Annotated in this window: 16 protein-coding genes; 6 read left to right on the top strand and 10 right to left on the bottom strand. The window is 68.7% G+C overall.

Annotation, left to right across the window (positions count from 1 at the left end; all coding sequences use genetic code 11):
* The first annotated feature begins 40 nt into the window (after positions 1 to 40).
* Positions 41 to 784: an MBL fold metallo-hydrolase gene (locus AC5RWG_RS12575; protein WP_494167075.1), complete on the top strand. Its 744-nt coding sequence runs from the start codon at positions 41 to 43 to the stop codon at positions 782 to 784.
* On the top strand, positions 784 to 1695 hold the full coding sequence (locus tag AC5RWG_RS12570; RefSeq protein WP_494167074.1) for an FRG domain-containing protein: 912 nt from the start codon (positions 784 to 786) through the stop codon (positions 1693 to 1695). The genes AC5RWG_RS12575 and AC5RWG_RS12570 overlap by 1 nt, the downstream gene beginning before the upstream one ends.
* On the opposite strand, the gene AC5RWG_RS12565 is transcribed toward AC5RWG_RS12570, so the two are convergent.
* Complete coding sequence (locus AC5RWG_RS12565; RefSeq protein WP_494075744.1) at positions 1692 to 2213, bottom strand: O-acetyl-ADP-ribose deacetylase; 522 nt, start codon at positions 2211 to 2213, stop codon at positions 1692 to 1694. The genes AC5RWG_RS12570 and AC5RWG_RS12565 overlap by 4 nt on opposite strands.
* Positions 2214 to 2259: 46 nt before the next feature.
* Between AC5RWG_RS12565 and AC5RWG_RS12560 the strand changes: the two genes are divergently transcribed.
* The gene (locus AC5RWG_RS12560; RefSeq protein ID WP_494075745.1) at positions 2260 to 2919 is read left to right on the top strand and encodes a DedA family protein; all 660 of its coding nucleotides are present in this window, start codon (positions 2260 to 2262) and stop codon (positions 2917 to 2919) included.
* A gap of 14 nt (positions 2920 to 2933) precedes the next feature.
* Positions 2934 to 3800: a TspO-related membrane protein gene (locus tag AC5RWG_RS12555; protein WP_494167073.1), complete on the top strand. Its 867-nt coding sequence runs from the start codon at positions 2934 to 2936 to the stop codon at positions 3798 to 3800.
* 21 nt (positions 3801 to 3821) lie between these two features.
* On the opposite strand, the gene AC5RWG_RS12550 is transcribed toward AC5RWG_RS12555, so the two are convergent.
* From AC5RWG_RS12550 to AC5RWG_RS12540, 3 genes are all read right to left on the bottom strand, one after another.
* The gene (locus AC5RWG_RS12550; protein WP_494128107.1) at positions 3822 to 4130 is read right to left on the bottom strand and encodes a hypothetical protein; all 309 of its coding nucleotides are present in this window, start codon (positions 4128 to 4130) and stop codon (positions 3822 to 3824) included.
* Positions 4131 to 4207: 77 nt separating this feature from the next.
* Positions 4208 to 4525, bottom strand: a complete 318-nt coding sequence (locus tag AC5RWG_RS12545; protein WP_494167072.1) for a DMT family transporter — start codon at positions 4523 to 4525, stop codon at positions 4208 to 4210.
* The gene (locus tag AC5RWG_RS12540; protein WP_494167071.1) at positions 4525 to 4878 is read right to left on the bottom strand and encodes a DMT family transporter; all 354 of its coding nucleotides are present in this window, start codon (positions 4876 to 4878) and stop codon (positions 4525 to 4527) included. Before AC5RWG_RS12540 ends, AC5RWG_RS12545 begins: the two co-directional genes overlap by 1 nt.
* Before the next feature lie 371 nt (positions 4879 to 5249).
* Between AC5RWG_RS12540 and AC5RWG_RS12535 the strand changes: the two genes are divergently transcribed.
* Both AC5RWG_RS12535 and AC5RWG_RS12530 read left to right on the top strand, forming a co-directional pair.
* On the top strand, positions 5250 to 7397 hold the full coding sequence (locus AC5RWG_RS12535; RefSeq protein WP_494167124.1) for an amylo-alpha-1,6-glucosidase: 2148 nt from the start codon (positions 5250 to 5252) through the stop codon (positions 7395 to 7397).
* A 160-nt stretch (positions 7398 to 7557) separates the two neighbouring features.
* Entirely contained in the window at positions 7558 to 8577 is a 1020-nt protein-coding gene (locus tag AC5RWG_RS12530) for a glycosyltransferase family 4 protein (RefSeq protein ID WP_494048874.1), read from the top strand.
* Positions 8578 to 8635: 58 nt separating this feature from the next.
* Here AC5RWG_RS12530 and AC5RWG_RS12525 read toward each other — a convergent pair whose 3' ends face one another.
* The 6 genes from AC5RWG_RS12525 to AC5RWG_RS12500 all read right to left on the bottom strand — a co-directional run bounded on the left by AC5RWG_RS12525 (position 8636) and on the right by AC5RWG_RS12500 (position 15421).
* Positions 8636 to 10180, bottom strand: coding sequence for an aldehyde dehydrogenase family protein (locus AC5RWG_RS12525; protein ID WP_494167070.1), 1545 nt, complete (start codon positions 10178 to 10180; stop codon positions 8636 to 8638).
* A complete protein-coding gene (locus tag AC5RWG_RS12520) occupies positions 10177 to 10947 on the bottom strand; it encodes an HD domain-containing protein (protein WP_494013088.1) in 771 nt (256 codons plus the stop codon). The genes AC5RWG_RS12525 and AC5RWG_RS12520 overlap by 4 nt, the downstream gene beginning before the upstream one ends.
* A 39-nt stretch (positions 10948 to 10986) precedes the next feature.
* Positions 10987 to 12297, bottom strand: coding sequence for an NAD(P)/FAD-dependent oxidoreductase (locus AC5RWG_RS12515; protein WP_494167069.1), 1311 nt, complete (start codon positions 12295 to 12297; stop codon positions 10987 to 10989).
* Between the two features lie 2 nt (positions 12298 to 12299).
* The gene (locus AC5RWG_RS12510; protein WP_494002250.1) at positions 12300 to 12620 is read right to left on the bottom strand and encodes a 2Fe-2S iron-sulfur cluster-binding protein; all 321 of its coding nucleotides are present in this window, start codon (positions 12618 to 12620) and stop codon (positions 12300 to 12302) included.
* A gap of 24 nt (positions 12621 to 12644) precedes the next feature.
* Entirely contained in the window at positions 12645 to 13448 is an 804-nt protein-coding gene (locus AC5RWG_RS12505; protein ID WP_494101444.1) for an SDR family NAD(P)-dependent oxidoreductase, read from the bottom strand.
* A 104-nt stretch (positions 13449 to 13552) separates the two neighbouring features.
* Positions 13553 to 15421, bottom strand: a complete 1869-nt coding sequence (locus AC5RWG_RS12500; protein ID WP_494167068.1) for a PEP-utilizing enzyme — start codon at positions 15419 to 15421, stop codon at positions 13553 to 13555.
* Positions 15422 to 15543 lie beyond the last annotated feature (122 nt).

Genomic DNA, 15543 nt, shown 5'->3' with positions numbered 1-15543 from the left:
CGCCAGCGCCGCGGGGATGCCCTGAGTCCGAAAGGCAGATATGTTTCAACGCAACGTCGCCGAAAACATCCACCGCGTCGGCCATGCCGAAGTGAACCTCTACATCGTCGAGGACGGCGACAGGATCATGCTGGTCGACGCCGGACTGCCGGCCATGTGGAAGATGACCGTGGCAGCCATCCGGGAGCTGGGCCGTTCGCCCCGCGACATCAGTGCCCTGGTTTTGACGCACGCCCATTTCGATCATGTGGGGTTTGCCGCCCGGTTGCAGCACGACCTCGACGTCCCGGTGTACTGCCACCCCGGCGACTACTACATCGCCGCCCATCCCTACCGGTACAAGCACGAGAAAAACCGCCTCATCTATCCCGTCAAGTACCCCCGGTGCATACCCATCCTGAGCCGGATGACCGCAGCCGGCGCGCTCATGGTCAAGGGTGTCACGGACCTGCGGACGCTCGACGACGGTGCCGCCGCAACGCTGCCCGGCGCACCCACGGTGGTGCCCACTCCCGGACACACTGCCGGGCACTGCGCCTTGCACTTCCCCGGGCGCGGGGCCTTGATCACCGGCGACGCGCTGGTCACCCTCGACCCGTATACCGGCGCTCGCGGACCGCACATAGTAGCTGCCGCCGCCACCGCGGACACCCGGCAAGCACTCCAGTCGCTCCAGGCCTTGGCGCAGACGGAGGCACGAATCGCCCTCCCGGGCCACGGGGAGCCGTTCGCCGGCGGCATCGCTTCGGCGGTGCAGCAGGCCATCGAGCGCGGACCGTCCTGATGGCTGAAAACGGCCACCCCGCGCGAGGCGTGGCCGAAAACGGCCCTGCCCCCGCGGGAGGCGTGGCCGGAAACGGCCCTGCCGCCGCGGGAGGCGGGCAGGAGTCCGTCGTCCACCCGGACGGCGACGACCTGTTTGGCCTGATCGCCACCCTGACCGAGAGCCGCTGGCAATCCTCACAGGGGAAGTTCAGGCCGACGGTTGCCTACCGCGGTCACACCTCCGCCGCCCGGGATCTCTCCACCGGGCTGGTCCGGCTGCGCGGGCAGCAGGAGACGGATGTGGAACGGCACATCCTGCGCAACTTCCGCAAGTACGCCCACCGGGACACCTCACCCGGGGACTCGGACTGGAATTGGCTGAGCGTCGCCCAGCACCATGGCCTGCCGACCCGCCTGCTGGACTGGTCGCACTCGCCCTACGTGGCGCTGCACTTCGCCACCCGGGACACCAGCAGGTACGACGAGGACGGTGCCGTCTGGTGCGTCGACTATGCGGCCGCCCACCGCACGCTGCCCGAGGAACTGCGCGCGGCGGTCGAGTCACTGGGCGGCGGCCTGTTCACCACCGGCGTTCTCTCCCATGCCGCCTTTACCCTGGATGAGTTCGACCGTTTCACCGACGCGGACGGGCGCAGCGTGCCCTTGTTCTTCGAACCGCCGTCGCTGGACGAGCGGATCGTGAACCAGGCGGCAATCTTTTCCACCATGTCGGACTCATCGGCGGGCCTGGACGAGTGGCTGGGGCGCCATCCCGGGATCTACCGCAAGATCATCATCCCGGCGACACTCAAGTGGCGCATCCGGGACCACCTTGACCAGGCCAATGTCACCGAACGGGTGCTCTTCCCGGGCCTGGACGGTCTTTCGCTGTGGCTGCGCCGCTACTACGGCCTCCGGGATAAGGGCTAACCGCCCAGTTCCGCGTGGACGCGTCGGAAGGTCTCCGCCAGCCCCGCCGAAAACAGGACAAATTCGACCACCCGGATGCCGCCGCCGTCGTACTTGAGAACCTCGCCGATGCCGCGGCGGGCGACCGTCTCCGCATCCCAGCCGTAGACGCCGGCACCGATCGCCGGGAACGCCAGCGTCTCGGCCCGCAACCCGTCGGCCACGCGGAGGGATTCCCGAAAGCAACTGGCCAGCAGCTCCGGGTCGGTCTGGCCGGCGCGGCGGTTTGGCCCCACGGTATGGATCACCCACTTGGCCGGCAGGAAGTAGCCCTCGGTGGCGGCCGCGTGGCCCGGCGGCAGCCCGTCCGGCAGTTCGGTGGCGCGCAGCCGTCGGCAGGCTTCCAGCAGTTGCGGTCCCGCGGCGGCGTGGATGGCCCCGTCTACTCCCCCGCCGCCGAGCAGGCTGGAATTGGCGGCGTTCACTATGGCGTCCACCTGACGCTGGGTGATGTCGCCTTCAAGGATGCGGATTTCCATCTTTTCCAGTCTGCCACCGGGCCTGTATTCCCGATAGATTGGGCCAATGGAGATTCCCGAGGGGCCGCTGCAGTGGGTGTATTACCCCATGACGCTGCTTCTGGTTATTCTCGACGCCGCGATGCCGGCATCTCCGTCGGAAGTGATGGTGATCGGCGGCGGAACCCTGCTGGCCAACGGTGAACTGATCCTGCCGCTGGTAATTCTGGCCGCGGTGCTGGGCAGTTGGCTCGGCGACCTCCTGCTTTTCCTGCTGTTCCAGCGCGGCGTCAACGCTTGGCTTAACCGTTACAGCTGGGGCCGGATGATCGACCGAGGGGTGACGCTGGCACTGACCAAAGCAGGTGAATCCTCCACCTATGCCGCGGTGGTGGCGGCCCGTTTCATCCCGGGTGGCCGGACGGCCTCGGTTGCGGCCTCCGGGCTGGCGGATGTGCCGTTCAAGCCGTTCCTGCTCGCATCCGCCGCCGGTTCGGTGCTGTGGGCAGCGTGGATGATCGGGCTGGGCTACGTCGCGGGCACGGTGTCCACCTTCCCGTTTTGGGTCAACATCCTGATCGGGACGGTGGTGGGCGTCCTGGTGGCTTCGGTGATCACGGCCGTGATCGGCTTCCGCCGGCGGGCCTACCTGCGTGCCAATGGCGCTGCCGACGCCGTCATCCCGCGTCCCGCCGCATCCCCTTCCGCCGACCTGGGAGCAGAGTGAAAACTGCGCCTTCCATGGAACCCTTGATGGCTACCGCGCTGCCCCCGGTCCGCCGGCTTCGATCCCTGCTGGCCGCCGACCTGGCACGCCAGTGCGCGGTGACCGTCGCTTTGGTCGCGTGCCTGCTGGCAGGAGCCAGCAGCGTGGGCCTGCTCGGCGGCACCCCGATCCATGATGCGGGCGGTGGGCCTCCCTCCCCCGACCGAACCCTGCTGTCGCTGGACGCCCGGGCAGCCGAGATCTGGTCGCTGATTTACCTGGGCCTCTTCGGCTACACGATCTTCCAGTGGTGGCCGGCCGTGCGCGAGTCGGCACGGCAGCGCTCCACCGGATGGCCGGTCGCGGCGGCGATGCTGCTGACCGCGGGCAGCGTCGTGGCAGCGCGGGCCGGGCAGGCGGGGCTGACGCTGGCCCTTACCCTGTTGGTGCTGGCATCCCTGGGCCGGGCGGTCTACGGACTGACCCGCCACCCCGGCCGGGAACCGGTGGAAGCCCTCTTGGCGGATGCTCCGATCGGTCTCTTCACCGGGTGGATGCTGCTCGCAGCGGCGGTCCATGCCGCGGATTGGCTGACCGGTCGCGGCGCCGACTTGTTCGGCTGGGGCGCCGCGGCCTGGGCCGTGCTGGCGGTGGCGGCCGTGTCCTTTGCCGCGGCCGTGGCAGCCATGACCGGCCGCGGCCGGATGGCGGTGGTGCTGGCAGTCTGCTGGGGTTTGGGCTGGCTGCTCTACGACCGTTTCCTGGGCGATTCACCGTCCCCGCCGGTGGCGATGGCGGCCGGCTTCGGCCTGTTCTTCGTGCTCGTGTGCGGCATGTCCCGCCGATTCCAGGTGGGGCATGCCGAGCGCCTCGCCATCCGCCGGGGCGAGCTATTGGATTAACCCCGAGGGCGCATCTCCTCCTTAGCGGACCGGAGCCCACTTGCCGCGCGAGCGCCGCAGCACGGCCAGTCCGGCGGTACCGGCGACTTCTTCAACCGCGTGGCGCATGTTGGCGCCGGTCTGCAACGCCTGGCGGTTCTCAACGGCATAAGCGTTGGCGTCCACGGTGAAGCGGACGGTGATCCGCGGGACGCCGGCCACCACGTCCAACTGGTGTGCTTCCACCACGTGGGCGGAACCCACCGCTGCCGTTGCGGCGTCCATCACCGCTTCCGGAGGGTTGCCGGGCCGCAGCCCGGTGATCTCCAACTGGGCGCGGAAGGATGGCATCCCTCAACTTTAGCTGCGTCCGGGCCACCCGCCCCGGCGGTCAACCGGGCGCGTTCGCAGCCCTGTGGCGGAGGACGTCAGGGCGTGCCCAGTTCGATCAGCAGCACGCCGGCCGCGATGCAGGCGATTCCGGCCGCCATCAGCTTGGTCAGCGGTTCGTCGAAGAGGAACTTTCCGGCCAGCGCCGTCAAGGCCACGCCGCAGGCAGTCCAGATGCCGTAGGCAATCCCGATTCCCAGCCCGTGACGCAGGGCGAAGGACAGGCACGTAAAGGCTACGAGGTAGCCCGACACGACGGCCACCAGCCAGGCTTTGTGCCCGTCGATGCTGGCCCGCAGCGAGAGCGTGGCGGCTACCTCCAAGACGATCGCGACAGCGAGGAAGACCCAGGCCATTAGGTACGCGCCCCCTCTGCCCGGCGCGACGAAGCCCGGTGCCCGCCCCATTGCACGAGCACCACCCCGGCGACGGCGAGCGCCATGCCGGCAACCATCAAGGCCGTTAACGGTTCCTGATACAACACTGCCGCCAGGACGGCCGTGAGGGCGACGCCGAGCGCACCCCAGATCCCGTAGGCGACCCCGACGGGCACTCCCGCACGCAGGACGGCGGCGAGGAGCGCAAACGACGTGACGTAGCCGGCGACCACCACCGCGTACATTCCCGGCGAATCCAAGGCAGCCTTCAACGACAGGGACGCCGCCACCTCGCAAACAATCGCTCCCGCGAGGAGCAACCAATTCTTCATCTATCAACCTCCCCCACCAGCACAACAGGTTACGGGGTTCATTGCACGCCCGGAGCACCGATCGCCGGGTGCGGTATTACGGCGGGGCGCGCGCCGTGCCCGGGCAAAAGGCAGGACGAACCGGAATTATGGCGCCGCCATCTTGACGTACTAATCCGCCAGAACATCAAATAAAGAGAAACCGCTGAGGCGGGCCGCCGGAGCAGCCTCCCTCAACAGCCGGTTTCAGCATCAGGGTTCCGCTGCGCAGTTCAAGAGAGTCAACTGTGGAAAAGCAATCGATCGCCCCTGCATCCCCGCAACAAGAAGGCGCCGCGCCGGGGCAGGCGCAGTCCGACGGCGGCTGGAATGCCGATACCGCGGCCGGGCCGATGAGCGCCGGCGGAGCGGTGACGGTGGTGGAAGGTTCGTCCTTCTGCATCTCCTCGGCGGGAGGCGACATGTTTCCCGGCCTGACGCAGGGCGCCTTCTACCAGGACACCCGGATCTTGTCCGGCTGGTGCCTGACCGTCAACGGGCTTCCCCTCGAACCCCTGTTGTCCCGCGTGTTGGAGCCGTACCGTGCGCTCTTCGTCGGGCGGGCCCGCCGAGCGGACGGGCTGGCCGACTCCCAGTTGGTGGTCGAACGCGAACGCCTCGTCGGGGCCGGCCTGCGCGAGGACCTGGTGGTGACCAATCACTCGGCCCTGCCGGCGGAGTGCGTCCTGGAGTTGCGGGTGGAAGCCGACTTTGCCGACCTCTTTGACGTGAAAGGCGGGCGGGCGGCGCCTGCGGTCCAGCTGGTCCGGCAGGCCCAGGGCGATGAACTCCAGCTCGAAGTAGTACGCCGCGGCCGCCGGCGCGGCATCCTCGTGCACGGGCGCGGCGCAGCGGTGAACGAGGACGTGCTCCACTTTGAGGCAATCATCCCGGCGCGCGGGAAGTGGACCACGAGCGTCATCGTCACTCCGCTGGTGGAACAGGACCGGCCCGCCGAGCCGTTCGTCGCCACCGGCTCCGTCGCCGACTTGGAAGCGGCACGCCGCCACCGGGCCTGGGGGGAATCAACGCCGCGGCTGGACATTGCCAACACCGACATCGAAGCGGTGCTGCGGCGAAGCCACGAGGACCTCGGTGCGCTGCGGATCTTCGACCCCGCCCATCCGGGACGCGCCGTGGTTGCCGCCGGTGCCCCCTGGTTCATGGCGCTCTTCGGCCGGGACTCGCTCCTGTCCGCCTACATGGCGTTGCCCGTGGACCCCTCGCTGGCAAGCGGGACGCTGCAGACGCTCGCCGCCCGGCAAGGCAGCAAACTCAATCCCGATACAGAGGAGGAGCCCGGCCGGATTCTCCACGAGGTGCGCCTGGGAGTGGCGGCCGGAGTAGTTTTGGGCGACCACGCGGCGTACTACGGGACGGCGGACGCGACTCCCCTCTTCGTCGTCCTGATGTCGGAGTTGAACCGCTGGGGCATGGAGCGGGACGTCCTGCAGTCGCTGCTGCCGCACGCGGACCGGGCGCTGGACTGGATCCGAAACTTCGGGGACCGGGACGGTGACGGCTTTGTGGAGTACAACCGGGCCGTTCCCCACGGCCTGCTCAACCAGGGCTGGAAAGATTCCTGGGACGGCATTAACTTCGCCGACGGGCGGCTGGCAGAGCCGCCGATCGCCCTGTGCGAGGTTCAGGGGTATGTCTACAGCGCCTACATCGGCCGCGGCCTGCTGGCCGCCGCGGCCGGTGATCAGGACCTTGCCGCCGAGTGGGGGCGCCGCGCGGCAAGGCTGAAGGAGGAGTTCAACGAGCGCTTCTGGCTTCCCGACCTGGGGTACTACGCCGTGGCCCTGGACGGAAAAAAGCGGCCGGTGGACGCCTGCACTTCCAACATGGGGCATTGTCTGTGGTCGGGCATCGTCGATGACGACAAGGCACCGCAAGTGGCCGCCCGGCTCATGTCCCCCGAGATGTTCACGGGCTGGGGGATCCGGACGCTGGCATCGGACATGGGCGCCTACAACCCGGTCAGCTACCACAACGGCTCCGTGTGGCCCCATGACAGCACCTTGGTCGCCAGCGGGTTGATGCGCTACGGGTTTGTCGAGGAGGCCCGGAGGGTGGCGGGCGGGCTCTTTGATGCCGCCGTTCACTTCGACGGACGGTTGCCCGAACTGTTCTGCGGTTTCGACCGGAGCGAATACGACGTGCCCGTGCCCTACCCCACGTCCTGCTCGCCGCAGGCCTGGGCCGCCGCCTCGCCGGTCCATCTGATGCGCATGCTCCTGCGCCTGGATCCTTATCTCCCGGCGGATGAGCTGTGGCTCGCTCCTGAGATTCCGGCAGACTTCGGCTCGTTCCGCGCGGACAACCTGCTGCTCGGGAAATCCCGGGTGTCACTGGCCGCCACCGGGAAAACTTTTACGGTGGAGGGCCTGGCTCCCGAGGTGAGGGTGCGTCACGGCGCGCGGTCGCCGCTGGCGGAGCTGCTGGTGCTCAGCGGCCGGGAAACGGAAGGGTCTGAAAGCTCCGCCGGGGACAGATGAGCCGCCTCGATGCCCTGCTTGGCCGACCCTTGCGGCCCACGCCGCCCGCCGCCGGTGACCGGCCGCCGCTCCGCCGGACCACAGGCGTCGAACCTGCGCGCCTCGCCAACCCCGGCTGCGCAGTCGTACGCTGGAGCCCCTCCGGGAGAAAAGGCCAACGATGCGTATCGGGCTGATCGCCCCACCGTGGTTTCCGGTTCCGCCGGGCGGCTACGGCGGTATCGAAGAGGTCGTTGACAACCTCGCCCGCGGCTTCGTGGACGCAGGACACGACGTGGTGCTGGCCGCCGCCGCCGACAGCACATGCCCCGTTCCCCTGGTGCCGGGCACGGAGCCGTCCGATCCGGAGGCCATCGGGACCAACTGGTCGGAGCTCCACCACATCATCCGCGCCTACGAGGGGCTCCACGGCGTCGACCTGATCCACGACCACACCCTGACGGGGCCGTTCTACCGGGACCGGCCGGGTTCGGTGCCGGGGGTCATGACGATCCACACCGGGCTGACCGCGCAGCTGACCGGTATCTACCGCGCCGCGGAACGACACGTCGCCCTCGTCGCCATCTCTCACCAGCAGGTGGCCGGTACCGGCCTCGACGTCTCCGCCGTCATTCACCACGGGATCGATACCGCCGCCATCCCGGTGGGCGCGGGCGGGGGCGGGTACGCCTGTTTCCTGGGCCGGATGTGTCCGGACAAGGGAGTGGCCGAGGCCATCGGGATCTCCCGCATGGCGGGGATGCCGTTGAAGATCGCCGCCAAGATGCGCGAGCCCGAGGAACTGCGGTACTTCCACGACGTCATCGAACCCATGCTCGGGCCGGATGAGGAGTTCCTCGGCGAAGTCGCCGGCGGCGACAAATACCGGTTGCTGGGCGAGGCGGTCGCCCTGTTGAACCCGCTCCAGTGGGCCGAGCCTTTCGGCCTCGTCATGATCGAGGCTTTGGCCGCCGGGACCCCCGTGGTCGCCACGCCGCGGGGAGCCGCCCGGGAAATCGTCGAGCCCGGCGCCACCGGGCATCTGGCCGAGGACCATCGGGAACTGGCCAGGTTCCTGCCCCAGGCCGCCGCGCTGGACCGCCGCGCCTGCCGGGCGGCCGCCGAAAATCGCTTCAGCGCTGCACGCATGACGGCTGACCACCTGAACCTCTACGCCCGGCTGCTGGCCGGACAAACCTAACGACGGCGGGACAGGCCGACCGACGGGTGGGATAGGTCAAGCGACGGCCGGACAGGCCCTAGCGACGGTGGATGGACTTGTAGCTGACGTAGGCGTTGAGTCCTTCAATCCCGTACTCGGTGCCGAGGCCCGAGTCGTGCCTGCCGCCGAACGGAGCGGAGTGGTTGGAAGCGAAGAAATTGATGCCCACCGAGCCGGTGTCCATGCGATCGGCCACGGCGAGCGCCGCGTCCTGGTCCTGGCCGAACACGAGTCCGCCCAGCCCGAACCCGGTGTTGTTCGCCAGCGCAACGGCTTCGTCCAGGTCCGTGTACTTCAACACGGCCAGGGCCGGCCCGAAGACCTCCTCGCGGGCGATGCGCATGTCCGGGGTTACGTCGGCGAACACCGTGGGCTCCACGAAGTAACCGCCCTCGAGCCCGCCGCCGAGCCGCGCCGCCCGCCCGCCGGTGGTGGCCCGGGCCCCCTCGGCCCTGGCCGCCTCCAGATGGTCGAGCACTGTCCGGTACTGCGACTCGGTGGCCGACGGGCCGAAGTCCGTGGCCGGGTCCAGCGGGTCGCCCTGGACGCCGGCGGCGATGGTCGCCGTCACCATGTCCACCACCTCGTCATAGCGGGCGGCCGGGGCGAGGATGCGGCTGGAGATGTAGCAGGTCTGGCCCGTGTTGCGCATGCTGGAGCGGATCAGCACCTTCGACATCTCGTCCAGGTCGGCGTCCTCGAGCACCACCGCGCTGGACTTGCCGCCGAGTTCCAGCGTGACGGGGCGCAGCAGCTCGCCGCAGGCGGCGGCGATTTTGCGTCCCACCGGGGTGGAACCGGTGAAGGCGACCTTGTCCACGCCGGGATGCTTGACCAGGGTGTCGCCGAGCCTGCCCGACCCGGTGACCAGATTGACCACGCCGGCCGGCACTCCGGCGGCGGCCACGGCGTCGACGATGAGGCGGAAGGACAGCGGCGTGGGCGAGGCCGGTTTCATCACCACGGTGCAGCCGGCCAGCAGCGCCGGCGCCAGCTTGATCACCATGAGGTTGATCGGGAAGTTCCACGGCGCGATCAGCCCGCACACCCCAACCGGATCCCGGCGCACCACGGATTCGCCGCCGCCGTGCGGGAACGGGCGCACGTCCTCGTGTTCGAGATAGCCGGCCAGGGTGGCGAAGTATCGGAAGATTCCTGCGGCATTGCCGGCGGCCCGGGACGACTCGGAGACCGGCGAACCGTTTTCGCGGGTGTTGGTCAGCGAGAGCTCCTCGGACCGCTTCTCGACTTCGTCCGCAATCCGCAGCAAATACGCCGCGCGTTCGGACGGCGCCAGCGTCGGCCACGGGCCGGAGTCGAAGGCCCGCCGCGCCGCGGCCACGGCGGCGTCCACGTCTTCGGGGGTACCGTCCGGCACCGACCCCCAGACCTCGCCGGTGGCCGGGTCGGTCACCGGATTGCGCCCGGTGCCGCGGGCGGGGACCCAGGCGCCGTCGATGAAGACGTCGTCGACGTGGGTGTAGGGCAGGTGCAACGCTGCGCGCGCGGCGAGGGCGGGCGGGGCGGACGACGCCGGCGCTCCCGCAGGTGCAGGGGTGGCGGTGCCGGGGGTGGTGGTCATCGGATGACTCCTGTCTTCAGCAGGGCCCTGGAACGTTCCAGGTCGGCCGTTCCCATGGCAAGGGCGGCCTCGGTGATAAGTTCCGGAATGATCTCGGCGCCGAGCCGGTCGGTGTAGACGGCCGGCGTCATGCCGAACCAGGACGCGGCCACCGCGATGCCGGCGTGGTCGAACCGCCACAGCCGGTCGGCGTCCCGGACCAGGGCGTCCTCCAGCGAGTACGGCACGTGGCGGGTGTCATGGCCGTCGATGATCTCGCAGACGCGGTCGACGAACTCCTCCGAATACCCGAGGCCGGGCAGCACCGTGCGTGCCACCTTGCAGCCCTCGGCCTCGTGCTCGAAGCGGATGGCCGCCTTGCGCCAGTCCCCGGTGAACCCCTCGGAAAGGATCCGTTCCTCGTCCACGTGCGCCCAGCCGGTGTCGTGCAGCAGGACGGCTACCCGAACCAGTTCCGCGTCGGCTTGCGGGTACGCCCGGCACAGCCGCTCGGCGAAGGCCAGCGAAATCGGCAGGTGGATGTCGTTGGCGCGGGTGCGTGTCTCCGGCACCACGGCCTGCCAGATCGGGTCCAGGTCGGCGGCGGCCGCCGGGGTGGTGGCGATGGGCGTGGTGTCGATGTCGCCCGTGGCCGGCAGCGGCCGCACGGGGTGGGCGGCCGCGAAGGCGGCGGCGCGCGGATCCTCGGCGGGGTCTGGCTGGCCGCCGGCGGCCCATGCCGGGGTTTGGCCCTTGGCCTCCGGGGTCTGTGTCTCGGGGGTGCTCATGGGGTGGGTCTCCTTGTCGTGCAGCCGCACGGCGGGCAGTCAGTCGTCCGTCGCAATGGTCTTGAGGACGACGGCGGGGTCGGCTGCCGCGTCCGCGGGGATGTTCTGGCCCTTGGCCAGGGCGTTCTTGACCGCCATGAAGTCCAGCGGGGCGTTCACGCAGTCGGCGGCGATGATCCGGCCGTCGCGGTAGTAGAGGACGGAGAACTTGCCGCGCTCGTCGTCGCGGCGGACAACGGTCCGGTCGTAGCCCAGCGTCAGGCCGGCGATCTGCAGCTTCAGGTCCGCCTGGTTCGACCAGAACCACGGGATCCCGGCGTAGTCCTCCCGCCGGCCCATCAGCGAATAGGCGGCGACCTTGGCGTGTTCGATCGCGTTGTTCACGCTTTCCAGCCGAATCCGCTCGCCCTCCGGGGAGCCGGGCAGCGGATTGGGCATGTTGGCCACGTCGCCCACCGCCACCGTGGTTCCGTCGGAGGCCAGCGCGTGCCGGTCGACCACGATGCCGTTGTCCACCTCCAGGCCCAACTGCTCGGCCAGCTCGGTGTTGGGCACGACGCCGATGCCCACCAACACCAGCTGGGCGGCGACGACGGTGCCGTCGTCGAGTCCGACGCCGCCTACCCTGCCCCCGCCGTCCGCCGGCACCAGTTCCCGGATGCGGGAGTTCAGCCGGATGTCGAGGCCGCGTTCACGGTGCGCGGTCAGGAAGTAGTCGCTCGTTTCTTCACCCACGGCCCGGCCGATCAGCCGCGGCCCGTACTCGAGCACGGTGACGTTCTTGCCCATCTTGTGCAGGCTGGATGCAGCCTCCAGTCCGATGAAGCCGCCGCCGATCACCACCGCGTCCCGCACGCCCTCCAATTGGGCCTTCAGCGCCAGGGCGTCGTCGGCGTTGCGCAGGTAGACCACGCCGTCCAGATCCGCACCGGGCACCTGGAGCTTGCGGGCCCGGGCGCCCACGGTCAGGGCCAGTCGGCGGAACGGGAACTGCGCCCCGGAGACCGCGTGCGCCACCCCGGAGCCGTCCGCTTCCTTCTCGATCCGCTCAATCCGCTCGCCCTTGACCAGGGCCACGTTGTGGTCCGCCCAGTACTGGTTCGACCGGAAGATCAGCGATTCGCTCTCCACCGTGCCCTGCAGGAACTCCTTGGACAGGGCCGGGCGCTGGTAGGGCCGGTGGTTTTCCTCGCCCAGCAGCGTGATGTGCTCCGTGAAGCCGAGCGCTCGCAGCGAAACGGCCAGCTGGACTCCCGACTGGCTCGCGCCGATGATCAGCAGCCCGGTTTGCACGGCACCCTCCGCCGCTTGGGCGGGGGCCGCCGTCGTCGTGGTGGTGGTGGTATCCATGATCAGATCTGCGTTTCCGGGGTGGTGACGTACACGTCCTGGCCCTCGGCGAGCTTGAGCTGGCAGGACAGGCGCGAATTTTCCTGGCGGTCCACCGCCGTTCCGTAGAGCATTTCGTCTTCCATGTCTTCCATCTCCGGAAGCTGGTCCATGGTGTCCTCGCGGACGAACACGTGGCAGGTGGCGCAGGACAGCGAGCCGCCGCATTCGGCGACGATGCCCGGTACGCCGTTGCGCACCGCGGTTTCCATGACCGAGTCGCCGGGGTTGCCTTCGACGTCGCGGACGGCGCCTTCAGCGTCGGTGAAATGTACCGTAGGCATGGTTCTCCTTCGGGTTGCAGTGGTTCAGATGAACTGGCGGCCGCCGTCGACCACCATGGTTTGTCCGGTGATGTAGGAACTGTCCGGCCCGGCCAGGAAGAGCGCCGCGCCCACGATGTCCTCGGGCTGGCTGGCGCGTTTGAGCGCGCCGCGGTCCACGCCGTAGTTCTCGGCGTTCTCCATCAGCCCGTAGCTGGCCTCGGTGAGCGTGAAGCCCGGCGCGATGGCGTTGACGGTGATGTTGCGCCGGCCCAGTTCCTTGGCCAGCACCCTGGTCATCGACACCACGCCGCCCTTCGAGGCGACGTAGTGCAGCCACTGCTCCGAGCCGGAGTAGATGGTGGCGGAGGAAAGGTTGATGACGCGGGCGCCGTCGGGCAGGTAGGGGCTGGCGGCGCGGGTCACCAGCCAAGGGCCCTTGAGGTTCACGTTCATGACCAGGTCCCATTCGGCCGGGTCGATCTCCTCGAACGGGGTGCGGGTCACCGTGGCATAGATGGCGGCGTTGTTAAGGACGACGTCGATGCTCCCCTGCCCGAAGTCGGCGCACCGCCGGGCGAGGGCCTCGGTGGAGGCCACGTCGGTGACGTCGGCTTCGAAGGCCTCGGCCTCCGCACCGGTTTCGCGGACCAGTGCGGCAGTCTTTTCGGCACCGGCCAGGTTGGTGTCGGCCGCTGCCACCCGGTACCCGCGGGCCGCGAAGCCCAGGGCGAAGGCGCGGCCCAGCCCTCCGGCGGCTCCGGTGATCAGCACGGTCCGGGTGCCGGCCCCCTGGTCGGGGTTCGGGAAGCCTTGGCCGGCCGTGGCGTCGGGGGGAGGCTGTGTCATCGTCACGCTTTCATGTTCGGTGTGCCGGGCCGGGACCCGCTGGGGGCGGGCTTTCCCGGCCCGGCACTTGGTGTGCCTGAGTCGGCTGCGGCGCTGCCGGAAACTCAGGTGTGGCTGTGTGCTCCCGGCCCGGCGACGGCCGGTTCGGCGGCTTCCTCAACGTCCAGGATCTGCACGGTGCCCTTGGTCCCGTCCACACGCAGCCGCTGGCCGGTCTTGATGGTGGTGGAGGCCGAGCCGGTGCCAGTCACCGCCGGCAGTCCGTACTCGCGACAGACAATCGCGGCGTGGCTCATCATGCCGCCGATGTCCGTGACGGTCGCCTTGATCTTGCCGAAGATCGGCCCCCAGCTCGGCGCGGTCACGGTGGCCACCAGGATTTCATCCTGCTGCACTTCGGAGAGCTGGTCAGAGTCGTGGACCACCCGCGCGTACCCCTCGACGACGCCGGGGGACGCGGCCATGCCGCGCAGTCCGCCGCCTTCGACTTCTTCGCCCTCGCCCAGCCACTGCTGGACCTGTTCGGTGGTGATGCCCCAGAGCATCCGGGTGAAGGGTTCGGTGATCAGGGCCGGCGGTGTGTTGAGTGCCGGTGCCGGCCGCGCGGTCTTCAGCGCGTCCACGATCTTGCGGCGGCGCTCGATTTCCTCCGGCCAGTAGGTGGGGCCGATCGGCTCGGCGCCCACGCCCCAGCCGGTGACCAGGTCGAAGAGCGCGTCGCGGACCTCGTTGCGGTTCAGGTAGAGCAGGTCGTCCGGTTCGGTCCAGAAGCCCTCGGCGTGCAGCATCCGCGAAAGCTCGCGGATCTTGCGCCAGAAGACGCCCATGGTCCAGTGCTCGATGTAGAAGTTGTGGTTTTCCACGTACGGGTAGGCGGTGGCGGCCAGCTGGCGCTTGGCGTCGAACGCGGCCAGGGTCTCGCCGTCGAGCAGTTCGCGGTATTCCTCCACGATCCGTTCCTTCTCCGCCACCAGCTCCTCGACCGGGCGCATGATGTGCTGGCCTTCGTCCAGCCGGCGGATGTAGTCGGCGATGTAGCCCAGCGGGATTTCCTGGTGTTCGTTCCAGTACTTGTCGTGCCCATAAAAGCCGTTGCCCACGGTGAAGTTGAACCACGGGTCCTTGGCTTCCTCGTAGCGGGCGATCCAGCGGTCGCCGCCCTCGGAGGCGCGGATCGCGGCCAAGGTGGCATCGACGTCGTCCGTGTTGCCGAAGGCGGACTGCAGGCCCAGCTCCACGGCCAGCTTGGCGAGGTGCTTGAGCTCATCGTCCGGGCGGAAGAGTTCCATGTCCACGCCCTGCACCATGGTGGCGATCGACTGGTCCGGGATGTTCGGGAAGACTTCCTTGCAGAAGTTGAAGAAGTCCAGGTAGGCGATGTAGCCCAGGTTCAGGAACTCGAAGTGGTACTGCCAGTTCTGGTAGGCCAGCTGGATCAGCCGGTCGTAGTTCTCCAGCAGCACCTCGGAGCCGTCCTTGGCCTTGCCTGTGGTGATGTCTTCCATCGGCACCATGTCCGGCAGCTTCTTGAACGAGATGGTTTCCATTTCGTCGATGGTGCCGCGGACCTTCACGTGCCACTGCTTGAGCAGTTCCTCCCAGTTCTGGAAGTAGTGGCCCACGCGCTGCTCGAAATGCGGGACACGGGCGGCGATCTGGTCCTCCGGCACCGGGATCGGCGACATGTACAGGTAGCCCAGGTGCACCCGGAACTCGATGCCGTTGGCGTTGGGGATCATCAGGTGGCGGGCGTTGTACTGGCCCAGGCACTTGACCGCGAACTCGCCGCCGATGGTCTCGAACGGCTTGTAGACGGTGGGCCAGTGCTGGCTGTCGCAGAACCAGAACTTGGCGTCTTCCTGTTCCTTGAGCTTGTCCTGGAACACCAGGTAATACGGGTAAATCTTCTCCCAGCCCTCGGCGCCGGCGGGCACCGGCAGTTCGGAGGGCTTCGGGAAGGACTTCATAGACATGGCGGTCCTTTCGGTGGCGGCTCTGCATTGAGCCTTCGGTGGGCGGTTCGGTGGAACGGTGGAACCTTGTTGCCTTGCTTCCTTGCGGTGGGGCTGTTGTTGCCTTGCTGCCTTGCGGTGGA

It is taken from the genome of Arthrobacter sp. Y3221160, assembly GCF_059092585.1.
This window is presented reverse-complemented; position numbering and strand designations above follow the sequence as displayed.

Excerpts from the sequence above, each read along its gene's own strand:
- AC5RWG_RS12575 (WP_494167075.1), top strand. The coding sequence starts at position 41 with ATGTTTCAACGCAACGTCGCCGAAAACATCCACCGCGTCGGCCATGCC.
- AC5RWG_RS12570 (WP_494167074.1), top strand. The coding sequence starts at position 784 with ATGGCTGAAAACGGCCACCCCGCGCGAGGCGTGGCCGAAAACGGCCCT.
- AC5RWG_RS12565 (WP_494075744.1), bottom strand. The coding sequence starts at position 2,213 with ATGGAAATCCGCATCCTTGAAGGCGACATCACCCAGCGTCAGGTGGAC.
- AC5RWG_RS12560 (WP_494075745.1), top strand. The coding sequence starts at position 2,260 with ATGGAGATTCCCGAGGGGCCGCTGCAGTGGGTGTATTACCCCATGACG.
- AC5RWG_RS12555 (WP_494167073.1), top strand. The coding sequence starts at position 2,934 with ATGGAACCCTTGATGGCTACCGCGCTGCCCCCGGTCCGCCGGCTTCGA.
- AC5RWG_RS12550 (WP_494128107.1), bottom strand. The coding sequence starts at position 4,130 with ATGCCATCCTTCCGCGCCCAGTTGGAGATCACCGGGCTGCGGCCCGGC.
- AC5RWG_RS12545 (WP_494167072.1), bottom strand. The coding sequence starts at position 4,525 with ATGGCCTGGGTCTTCCTCGCTGTCGCGATCGTCTTGGAGGTAGCCGCC.
- AC5RWG_RS12540 (WP_494167071.1), bottom strand. The coding sequence starts at position 4,878 with ATGAAGAATTGGTTGCTCCTCGCGGGAGCGATTGTTTGCGAGGTGGCG.
- AC5RWG_RS12535 (WP_494167124.1), top strand. The coding sequence starts at position 5,250 with ATGAGCGCCGGCGGAGCGGTGACGGTGGTGGAAGGTTCGTCCTTCTGC.
- AC5RWG_RS12530 (WP_494048874.1), top strand. The coding sequence starts at position 7,558 with ATGCGTATCGGGCTGATCGCCCCACCGTGGTTTCCGGTTCCGCCGGGC.
- AC5RWG_RS12525 (WP_494167070.1), bottom strand. The coding sequence starts at position 10,180 with ATGACCACCACCCCCGGCACCGCCACCCCTGCACCTGCGGGAGCGCCG.
- AC5RWG_RS12520 (WP_494013088.1), bottom strand. The coding sequence starts at position 10,947 with ATGAGCACCCCCGAGACACAGACCCCGGAGGCCAAGGGCCAAACCCCG.
- AC5RWG_RS12515 (WP_494167069.1), bottom strand. The coding sequence starts at position 12,297 with ATGGATACCACCACCACCACGACGACGGCGGCCCCCGCCCAAGCGGCG.
- AC5RWG_RS12510 (WP_494002250.1), bottom strand. The coding sequence starts at position 12,620 with ATGCCTACGGTACATTTCACCGACGCTGAAGGCGCCGTCCGCGACGTC.
- AC5RWG_RS12505 (WP_494101444.1), bottom strand. The coding sequence starts at position 13,448 with ATGACACAGCCTCCCCCCGACGCCACGGCCGGCCAAGGCTTCCCGAAC.
- AC5RWG_RS12500 (WP_494167068.1), bottom strand. The coding sequence starts at position 15,421 with ATGTCTATGAAGTCCTTCCCGAAGCCCTCCGAACTGCCGGTGCCCGCC.